The 10055-nt window shown below is 63.5% G+C and carries 7 protein-coding genes, 1 tRNA gene and 2 pseudogenes; all 10 read right to left on the minus strand.

What is annotated here, in order from left to right:
- Positions 1-1471 (minus strand): annotated as a pseudogene (locus VKP01_RS16825) (DNA-directed RNA polymerase subunit beta'); the annotation flags it as partial.
- Between the two features lie 113 nt (positions 1472-1584).
- Positions 1585-5712, minus strand: coding sequence for a DNA-directed RNA polymerase subunit beta (gene rpoB / locus VKP01_RS16830; protein WP_324414329.1), 4128 nt, complete (start codon positions 5710-5712; stop codon positions 1585-1587).
- A 294-nt stretch (positions 5713-6006) separates the two neighbouring features.
- On the minus strand, positions 6007-6384 hold the full coding sequence (rplL, locus tag VKP01_RS16835; RefSeq protein WP_074443224.1) for a 50S ribosomal protein L7/L12: 378 nt from the start codon (positions 6382-6384) through the stop codon (positions 6007-6009).
- A 51-nt stretch (positions 6385-6435) separates the two neighbouring features.
- Positions 6436-6954 (minus strand): 50S ribosomal protein L10, encoded by a 519-nt coding sequence (gene rplJ, locus VKP01_RS16840; protein ID WP_324414332.1) that lies wholly within the window; start codon positions 6952-6954, stop codon positions 6436-6438.
- 514 nt (positions 6955-7468) lie between these two features.
- Complete coding sequence (gene rplA, locus VKP01_RS16845) at positions 7469-8167, minus strand: 50S ribosomal protein L1 (protein ID WP_324414335.1); 699 nt, start codon at positions 8165-8167, stop codon at positions 7469-7471.
- 10 nt (positions 8168-8177) lie between these two features.
- Positions 8178-8606 (minus strand): 50S ribosomal protein L11, encoded by a 429-nt coding sequence (gene rplK / locus VKP01_RS16850; RefSeq protein ID WP_324414337.1) that lies wholly within the window; start codon positions 8604-8606, stop codon positions 8178-8180.
- A gap of 158 nt (positions 8607-8764) precedes the next feature.
- Positions 8765-9301 carry a transcription termination/antitermination protein NusG gene (gene nusG / locus VKP01_RS16855; RefSeq protein WP_074443228.1) on the minus strand — a complete coding sequence of 179 codons (537 nt, stop codon included), beginning with the start codon at positions 9299-9301 and terminating at the stop codon, positions 8765-8767.
- Positions 9302-9315: 14 nt separating this feature from the next.
- Positions 9316-9513 (minus strand): preprotein translocase subunit SecE, encoded by a 198-nt coding sequence (gene secE, locus VKP01_RS16860; RefSeq protein ID WP_324414340.1) that lies wholly within the window; start codon positions 9511-9513, stop codon positions 9316-9318.
- 190 nt (positions 9514-9703) lie between these two features.
- A tRNA-Trp gene (locus tag VKP01_RS16865) sits at positions 9704-9780 on the minus strand.
- Positions 9781-9915: 135 nt separating this feature from the next.
- Positions 9916-10055: pseudogene (gene tuf, locus VKP01_RS16870) on the minus strand (elongation factor Tu); the annotation flags it as partial.

The following is a 10055-nucleotide window of genomic DNA, read 5'->3' on the forward strand; positions in this document are numbered from 1 at the left end:
TGTTGGTCGACATCATCAGCACGCGCGCTTCGAGCTGGGCTTCCAGCGAGAGCGGCACATGCACGGCTATCTGGTCGCCGTCGAAATCCGCGTTGAAGGCGGCGCAGACGAGCGGATGCAGCTGGATTGCCTTGCCCTCGATCAGCACGGGCTCGAAGGCCTGGATGCCGAGACGGTGCAGCGTCGGGGCCCGGTTGAGCATGACGGGATGCTCACGGATCACCTCGTCGAGGATGTCCCAGACTTCCGGGCGCTCCTTCTCGACCAGCTTCTTGGCCTGCTTCACCGTGGCTGAATAGCCCTTGGCATCGAGCTTGGCGTAGATGAAGGGCTTGAACAGTTCCAGCGCCATCTTCTTGGGCAGGCCGCACTGATGCAGCTTGAGCTCGGGACCCACGACGATCACGGAACGGCCGGAGTAATCGACACGCTTGCCGAGCAGGTTCTGGCGGAAACGCCCCTGCTTGCCCTTGAGCATGTCCGAAAGCGACTTCAGCGGGCGCTTGTTGGCACCGGTGATGACGCGCCCGCGACGGCCGTTGTCGAACAGCGCATCGACCGATTCCTGCAGCATGCGCTTTTCGTTGCGGATGATGATGTCGGGCGCACGCAATTCGATCAGGCGCTTGAGGCGGTTGTTGCGGTTGATCACGCGGCGGTAGAGATCGTTCAGATCCGACGTCGCGAAGCGACCGCCGTCGAGCGGCACCAGCGGGCGCAGATCCGGCGGGATCACGGGGATGACCGTCATGATCATCCATTCGGGCTTGTTGCCCGATTGCAGGAAGGCCTCGATGATCTTGAGGCGCTTGAGCAGCTTCTTGGGCTTGAGTTCGGAAGTGGTCGTGGCGATCTCGTGACGCAGATCGACCGCGATCTTCTCCAGATCGAGCTCGGTGAGGATCTTGCGGATCGCCTCCGCGCCGATCATGGCGGTGAAGCTGTCCTCGCCATACTCGTCCTGCGCGCGCAGGTATTCCTCCTCCGAGAGAAGCTGGCGCTCCTTCAGGGCGGTCAGGCCGGGCTCGATGACGACGTAGGATTCGAAATACAGGATCCGCTCCAGATCCTTCAGCGTCATATCGAGCAGGAGGCCGATGCGCGAGGGCAGCGACTTCAGGAACCAGATATGCGCCACGGGAGCGGCGAGTTCGATATGGCCCATGCGGTCCCGGCGCACGCGCGCGAGGGTGACCTCGACGCCGCACTTCTCGCAGATGACGCCCTTGTACTTCATGCGCTTGTACTTGCCGCACAAGCACTCGTAATCCTTGATGGGACCGAAGATCCGCGCACAGAAAAGGCCGTCGCGCTCGGGCTTGAAGGTCCGGTAGTTGATGGTCTCCGGCTTCTTGATCTCGCCGAACGACCAGGACAGGATCTTCTCGGGGCTCGAAAGCGAGATCTTGATCTGATCGAAGGTCTGCGGCGCGGCGGCCGTATTGAAAAGATTCATGACCTCTTGGTTCATCGCCGTCTCCTCGCTGGATGAGGACCGCAACGGTCTCCCCATCCGAAAACGCATAGGGGCGCGGGGGTTTCCCCGCGCCGTCTCAATCTCGCATCATCCGTGAACGGACAGCCTCACTCCGCAGCCTCCGAAGACGGCGGCAGTTCGTTCTGGCTGCCGGCCTTGGAGTTCTTCAGCTCGACGTTCAGACCGAGCGAGCGCATCTCCTTGACGAGCACGTTGAAGCTCTCCGGAATGCCGGATTCGAAGGTGTCGTCCCCACGCACGATGGCCTCGTAGACCTTGGTACGGCCCGCCACGTCGTCCGACTTGACCGTGAGCATCTCCTGCAGCGTGTAGGCGGCGCCATAGGCTTCCAGCGCCCAGACCTCCATCTCACCGAAGCGCTGACCGCCGAACTGCGCCTTGCCGCCCAGCGGCTGCTGGGTAACGAGCGAGTACGGGCCGATAGAACGGGCGTGGATCTTGTCGTCCACGAGGTGGTGCAGCTTCAGCATGTAGATGTAGCCTACCGTCACCTGCCGATCGAAGGGCTCGCCGGTACGCCCGTCATAGAGTGTGACCTGGCCCGAACGGTTCAGCCCTGCCATTTCGAGCATCTGCTCGATATCGGCCTCCTTGGCGCCGTCGAAGACCGGCGTCGCCATCGGCACGCCGCGGGTGACGTTGGAGCCGAGTTCGACCAGCGTCTGCTCGTCAGCATCGGCCAGTCCCTCATCCTCACCGTAGATGCGGGTCATGGTCTCGCGCAAGGGCGCGATATCCTGCGTGCGCCGCCAGCCCTCGATCGCCTCGTTGACCTGACGCCCGAGCCCGGCTGCCGCCCATCCGAGATGCGTCTCCAGAATCTGCCCGACATTCATGCGGCTCGGCACGCCCAGCGGGTTGAGCACGATATCGACCTGGGTACCGTCCTCGAGGAAGGGCATGTCCTCGACCGGGACGATCCTGGACACCACACCCTTGTTGCCGTGACGACCGGCCATCTTGTCACCCGGCTGCATCTTGCGCTTCACCGCGACGAAGACCTTGACCATCTTCATCACGCCCGGGGGCAGTTCGTCGCCGCGCTGCAGCTTCTCGACCTTGTCGAGGAAGCGCTGTTCGAGGCGCTTCTTCGATTCGTCGTACTGCTTCTGGATCGCCTCCAGCTCGGCCATGCGGGCATCATCCGCCACCGCGAAGGCCCACCATTGCGAGCGCGGGATATCATTGAGCGCCTCGCGGGTGATCTCGGTATCCTTCTTGAAACCCTTCGGCCCCGCGATACCGGTCTGACCCACCAGAAGCTCGCCGACGCGTGCGTAGGTGTTGCGGTCGAGGATCGCCTGCTCGTCGTCCCGGTCCTTGGCCAGACGCTCGATTTCCTCGCGTTCGATGGCCTGGGCGCGTTCGTCCTTGTCGACGCCGTGGCGGTTGAAGACGCGCACCTCGACCACCGTACCGGTCACGCCCGGCGGGATGCGCAGCGAGGTGTCGCGCACGTCGGAGGCCTTCTCGCCGAAGATGGCGCGAAGGAGCTTTTCCTCCGGCGTCATCGGGCTCTCGCCCTTGGGCGTGATCTTGCCGACGAGAATGTCGCCCGGATTGAGTTCGGCGCCGATATAGACGATTCCCGCCTCGTCGAGATTCTTCAACGCCTCCTCGGAGACGTTGGGAATGTCGCGGGTGATCTCCTCGGGGCCCAGTTTGGTATCGCGGGCCATCACCTCGAATTCCTCGATATGGATCGAGGTGAAGATGTCATCCATCACGATCCGCTCGGAAAGCAGAATGGAATCCTCGAAATTGTAGCCGTTCCAGGGCATGAACGCGACGAGCACGTTGCGACCCAGCGCCAGCTCGCCGAACTCCGTGGAGGGTCCGTCGGCGATGATGTCGCCCTTGGAGACCACGTCACCGACGCGCACCAGCGGCTTCTGCGTAATGCAGGTGTTCTGGTTGGAGCGCTGGAACTTCTGCAAACGATAGATATCGACGCCGGGTTTGCCTGGATCGGTCTCTTCCGTGGCGCGGATGACGATACGCGTGGCATCGACCTGGTCGATCACGCCGGCGCGCCGGGCGCCGATCGCGGCCCCCGAATCGCGGGCGACCACGGCTTCCATGCCGGTGCCGACGAAGGGCGCATCCGCGCGCACCAGCGGAACCGCCTGGCGCTGCATGTTCGATCCCATCAGGGCGCGGTTGGCGTCGTCGTTCTCAAGGAAGGGGATCAGCGCCGCCGCGACGGAGACCAGCTGCTTGGGGCTGACATCCATCAGATCGACCTTGTCGGGCGGCGCCACCACGACTTCACCGGCCTTGCGGCAGATCACCAGCTCCTCGGTCAGACGACCCTCGCCATCAAGCGCGGTATTGGCCTGCGCCACATTGTACTTGGCCTCTTCCATGGCGGAGAGGTAGATCACCTCGCCGGAGACCTTGCCCTCGACCACGCGGCGGAAGGGGGTCTCGATGAAACCGTACTTGTTCACCCGCGCAAACGTGGCGAGCGAGTTGATCAGGCCGATATTCGGGCCTTCCGGCGTCTCGATCGGGCAGATGCGCCCGTAATGCGTCGGATGCACGTCGCGCACCTCGAAGCCGGCGCGCTCACGGGTCAGGCCGCCCGGGCCGAGCGCCGAGAGTCGGCGCTTGTGGGTGACTTCCGACAGCGGGTTGGTCTGGTCCATGAACTGCGAGAGCTGCGACGAGCCGAAGAACTCGCGCACTGCCGCAGCCGCCGGCTTGGCGTTGATCAGATCCTGCGGCATCACCGTGTCGATATCGACGGAGGACATCCGCTCCTTGATGGCGCGCTCCATGCGCAGCAGCCCGAGTCGGTACTGGTTCTCCATCAGCTCGCCAACCGAGCGCACACGCCGGTTGCCGAGATGGTCGATATCGTCGATCTCGCCCTTGCCGTCGCGCAGGCCGACAAGCGCCTTGACCACGGCGAGGATGTCGTCCCGGCGCAGGGTACGCACCGTATCCTCGGCATCGAGGTCGAGACGCATGTTCATCTTGACACGGCCCACTGCCGAGAGATCATAGCGCTCGGCATCGAAGAACAGCGACTGGAACATCGCCTCGGCGGTCTCGATGGTCGGCGGTTCGCCTGGACGCATCACGCGGTAGATGTCGAACAGGGCCTCCTCGCGGGAGCTGTTCTTGTCGGCAGCGAGCGTGTTGCGGATATAGGGGCCGATATTGACGTGGTCGATATCGAGCACCGGAATCTCGTCAAAGGCGACATTGGCCAGCGTCTCAAGCAGCTTCTCGGTGATTTCCTCACCCGCCTCGGCATAGATTTCGCCGGTATTGGCATCGACGGCATCCTCGGCCACATACTGGCCGACGAGATCCTCGTTGCTCGCGCGCAGGGCGGTGACGTTCTTGTCGGCGAGCTGGCGCACGACGCGGGCGGTCAGGCGCTTGCCGGCCTCGAGCACGACTTCACCGGAATCGGCATCGACGAGATCGGTGGTGCCCTTGAACCCCTTCATGCGCTCACCGTTGAACGGCACCCGCCAGCCTTTCGCATCGCGGGTATAGGTGATGCGGTCATAGAAGGTTGCGAGAATCTCCTCGTTATCGAGGCCGAGCGCATAGAGCAGCGACGTCGACGGGATCTTGCGCTTGCGGTCGATGCGGGCATGCACGATGTCCTTGGCGTCAAATTCGATATCGAGCCAGGAGCCGCGATAGGGAATGATGCGCGCAGCGAAGAGCAGCTTGCCCGAAGCATGGGTCTTGCCCTTGTCATGATCGAAGAACACGCCGGGCGAACGGTGCATCTGCGAGACGATGACGCGCTCGGTGCCGTTGATGATGAAGGTGCCGTTATCCGTCATCAGGGGCATGTCGCCCATATAGACGTCCTGCTCCTTGATGTCCTTGACGGACTTGGCCTGCGTGTCGGGATCCACGTCGAACACGATCAGCCGCAGGGTCACCTTCAGGGGCGCTGCAAAGGTGATGTCGCGCTGACGGCACTCGTCGACGTCGAATTTCGGCGCCTCGAACGTGTATTTGACGAATTCGAGCAGGGCCGTTCCGGCGAAATCCGAAATCGGGAAGACCGACTTGAAGACGGCCTGCAGCCCGTCATCGGGACGCCCGCCCTGGGGCTCGTCGACGATCAGGAACTGGTCGTAGGAAGCCTTCTGAACCTCGATGAGGTTGGGCATCTCCGCCACTTCCCCGATCTTTCCGAAGAATTTGCGAATGCGCTTGCGACCTTGCAGCGTGTTGGCCATGTCCGACCTTGCTCCTCATGCACGGCTGACCGGGTCTCCCGGCCCTGTCGATGGCGTCGGAACGCCTGGTCAGCCGTCCGGCTGTACGCCGGTTGAAACGAAAGCGGGGGATCGCCGATCACCCCGGCCCTGAGCGAAGGAGTGCCCTCTCCCCCGCGCCCCTCCCCCGCGCCTTTGCCGCCGCTGCGGAGGGGGTGGATACCGACCGGCGCACCGGACGGCAACGACGGCCCCGGGAAAACCCGGGACCGTCGGAACGCAATTCAGGCAGAAACCGCAATCGCGGCCGCCTGATTACTTCAACTCGACCTTGGCGCCGGCCTTCTCGAGCTGAGCCTTCAGCTTGTCGGCCTCTTCCTTGGGAACGCCTTCCTTGACGGCCTTGGGCGCGCCTTCGACCAGGTCCTTGGCCTCCTTCAGGCCGAGACCGGTGATGCCGCGAACTTCCTTGATGACCTCGATCTTCTTGTCGCCGGCGGCGGCAAGAATGACGTCGAATTCGGTCTGTTCCTCGGCAGCTTCAGCAGCGCCACCGGCAGCCGGAGCAGCAGCGACGGCCACGGCTGCGGAAGCGGAGACACCCCACTTCTCTTCGAGCATGGTCGCGAGCTCGGCAGCTTCGAGGACGGTGAGCGACGAAAGGTCGTCGACGAGCTTGGCAAGATCAGCCATTGTCTTTGATCCCTGATAGGTTCGAACGATGTTGGGTTTGCAGGATGGGCGTCAAGCCGCTTCCTCGGATTTGGCATAAGCGCTGAACACGCGGGCGAGCTTCGCCGCCGGCGCGGTGGAGAGCTGGGCGATCTTGGTCGCGGGGGCATTGATGAGCCCCACGAGCGTGCCGCGCAGTTCGTCCAGCGAGGGCATGGAGGCAAGCGCCTTCACACCATTCGCGTCCAGAGCCGTCACCCCCATCGCCCCGCCGAGAATCTTGAGCTTCTCGTTGGACTTGGCGAATTCGGTGGCGACTTTCGGCGCCGCGACCGGATCGTCGGAATACGCCAGAAGGGTGGGCCCCTCCAGGTATTGCGCGATGGACGCGGCATCCGTGCCTTCGAGAGCGATCTTGGCGATGCGGTTCTTCGTGACCTTCACGGTAGCGCCGGCCTGCTTCATCTGCGCGCGCAGCTTCTGCATGTCGGCAACCGTCAGACCCGAATAGTGGGCCACGATGACAACGCCCGTATTCGCAAATACGTCGTTGAGCGTCGTGACGAGCTCGCGCTTTGCTGCTCTTTCCACTGGGCTCTCTCCGACTTGAGCGGAAACGCCTCGAAGGGCGCTCCGCCGGTTGCACTTGCCGCTCGTTCGCCTCGGGGCTGCCGAGGCCGCAACGTGCGACCGTTCAAGCAAGCCCTGTCCCCCATTCCGCGCATACACGCTCCGGGCGAGATGGTTCGAACCTCATGCAACGACCCGCAAACAGCGGGCGATGCGGCAATCGGTTTTCCCCGTCTGTGCCGGCCCCTTGCGGGTTCAAGCCTTGCGGCACCTGCAGTCTCGGACAGGACAGATCCGGATGAGACGGGCATGCCCGCCACGTCCGGCCTTCCACAGCCCGACGGATCGGGCCGATTTGCGATAAAAGGAGAAGTCACCTCGGTGAGGCGCACAAAATCCAGTCAAATACGCAGGTGGCTTCAATAACCCGTCAGCACCCGGATGCCAAGGGGAAAATGGCGAAAAAGTCAAGACCCTTTCGCCACTGCCCGCGAGGCACCTGCCGAACACGCAGAACGGCAGATGCCGAAAGTGCTCAAGCGCCGACGACGCTGCCCACGTCGAGCTTGAGGCCAGGCCCCATGGTCGATGTGATCGACACGCGCTGGATATAGGTGCCCTTGGCGCCCGCCGGCTTCGCCCGGGCCACTGCATCGGCAAAGGCCTTGATGTTCTCGGCCAGCTTGTCGGTCTCGAAGGAGAGCTTCCCGACACCGGCATGGATGATGCCGGCCTTCTCGACGCGGAACTCCACCGCGCCGCCCTTGGCGGCTTCAACGGCGCCCTTCACGTCCATGGTCACCGTGCCGACCTTCGGGTTCGGCATCAGACCGCGCGGGCCGAGTACCTTGCCCAGACGGCCGACCAGCGGCATCATGTCCGGCGTGGCGATGCAGCGATCGAAATCGATCGTGCCGCCCTGGATCGTTTCCATCAGATCCTCGGCGCCGACGATGTCAGCACCGGCGGCACTGGCCTCATCGGCCTTGGCGCCGCGCGCGAAGACGGCGACCCGCACGGTACGGCCGGAACCGTTGGGCAGGTTGCAGACACCGCGGACCATCTGGTCGGCGTGACGGGGATCGACCCCGAGATTCATCGCGATCTCGATGGTCTCGTCGAATTTCACGCTGGCGCGCTCCTTGAGGATACCGATGGCCTCACCGAGCTCGTACAGCTTGTTGGCATCGAGCCCTTCGCGGGCCTTGCGGATGCGCTTGCCTTCTTTCGCCATGTCGCTCTCCTCAGCCCGTGACCTGAATGCCCATGGAACGGGCGGAGCCTTCGATCATCGCGGCAGCTGCCTCGACGCTGTCGCAGTTGAGATCCACCATCTTCTTCTCGGCGATCTCGCGCACCTGCTCGGCCGTGACCTTGGCGATCGTGCTCTTGCCCGGCGCCTGCGAGCCGCTCTTGATCCCCGCCGCCTGCTTCAGGAAGAAGGAGACCGGGGGCTGCTTCATCTCGAAGGTGAAGGACCGATCCTGATACGCGGTGATGATCACCGGGATCGGGGTGCCCTTGTCCATCTGCTGGGTCTTCGCGTTGAAGGCCTTGCAGAATTCCATGATATTCAGACCACGCTGACCCAGAGCCGGGCCGATCGGCGGGGACGGATTGGCCGCGCCGGCGGGGACCTGAAGCTTGATGTATCCCGCGATTTTCTTCGCCATGGGACTGCTCCACGTACGAACGCACCGGTTGCCGACCGGAGTGTTCATGGGTTTGCAGGGCGCGGTGCGGCCGGTCTGGGCCCGGATGGCGACCGGGCGGGCCTCCCGCGCGATGAGGCGTGCCGCAAGGCACGCCGCGCCGCAGACGGATCGTCAGGTCAGGCGACCTTCTCCACCTGGGCGTATTCGAGTTCGACCGGCGTCGCGCGGCCGAAGATCGAGACGGCGACCTTGAGGCGCGAACGTGACTCGTCCACCTCCTCGACGACGCCGTTGAAGGACGCGAAGGGTCCGTCGGAGACGCGTACAGTCTCGCCGACCTCGAAGATCAGCGCCGATTTCGGGCGCTCGACACCCTCGGCCACCTGCCCCTTGATGCGCTCCGCCTCGTGATCGGGAATCGGCAGCGGCTTGGCCTTGTCGGCCCCGAGGAAGCCTGTCACCTTCGGCGTATTCTTGATCAGATGATAGACATCGTCCGTCATCTCGCATTTCACCAGCACATAGCCGGGGAAGAACTTGCGCTCCGTATCGACCTTGCGACCGCGGCGGACCTCGACGACCTTCTCGGTCGGCACCAGGATTTCCTCGAACATGTCTTCGAGCCCGCGCTGCGCGGCCTGATCCTGCAGGGACTGCGCGACCTTGTTCTCGAAATTCGAATAGGCGTGAACGATATACCAGCGCTTTGCCATGACCGTCGCGCTCCTCAACCACCGAAACCGAGGATGAAACCCACGCCCCAGCGCAGGACCTGATCCACGACGAGGAAATACAGCGCGGCCAGGATCACCATGATGAAGACCATACCGGTGGTCACCATGGTCTCCTTGCGGGTCGGCCAGGTGACCTTCGAGCCTTCGGCGCGCACCTGCTGCATGAATTCGAACGGATTCGTCTTCGCCATCACTCTCTCGCCTGACGGGTCACGATCGCTCGCCCGTCGCTCTCGATTGCGGCCATGCGTCCGGGGACGCCGCGCGCCCCATATCGAACGGGCGCGGAGCCGTCATGGCCCGCGCCACCCTGAAAAACAAACCTGCGAATACCGGTGCGGAGATGCATCCCCGATACCGTATTCGTCACATCCCCGTCGCTGGCAGGAGTGGAGGGACTCGAACCCCCAACCCCCGGTTTTGGAGACCGGTGCTCTGACCAGTTGAGCTACACTCCTAGCGGCGGAAGCCGATCCGGGCGGCCTGATCGTGCGATCACGTCGACCCGGCCCGCAACGGCAGCGACGCATAACCCATCGCCTGCCGAAACACAATCGCCTCGCGCAGCGTTTTGCGCGAGGCGATGAGAATTATCAATCCAGGACGGCGGCGACGACGCCGGCGCCGACGGTGCGGCCGCCTTCACGGATGGCGAAGCGCAGCTTTTCTTCCATGGCGATCGGCACGATCAGCTCGACTTCCATCGCCACGTTGTCACCCGGCATCACCATCT

Source organism: Saliniramus sp. (assembly GCF_035311605.1).
Taxonomy (GTDB): Bacteria; Pseudomonadota; Alphaproteobacteria; order Rhizobiales; family Beijerinckiaceae; genus Saliniramus.

Coding starts and splice junctions, on each gene's coding strand:
- rpoB (WP_324414329.1), bottom strand. CDS start 5,712: ATGGCCAACACGCTGCAAGGTCGCAAGCGCATTCGCAAATTCTTCGGA.
- rplL (WP_074443224.1), bottom strand. CDS start 6,384: ATGGCTGATCTTGCCAAGCTCGTCGACGACCTTTCGTCGCTCACCGTC.
- secE (WP_324414340.1), bottom strand. CDS start 9,513: ATGGCGAAGACGAATCCGTTCGAATTCATGCAGCAGGTGCGCGCCGAA.
- rplA (WP_324414335.1), bottom strand. CDS start 8,167: ATGGCGAAAGAAGGCAAGCGCATCCGCAAGGCCCGCGAAGGGCTCGAT.
- nusG (WP_074443228.1), bottom strand. CDS start 9,301: ATGGCAAAGCGCTGGTATATCGTTCACGCCTATTCGAATTTCGAGAAC.
- rplK (WP_324414337.1), bottom strand. CDS start 8,606: ATGGCGAAGAAAATCGCGGGATACATCAAGCTTCAGGTCCCCGCCGGC.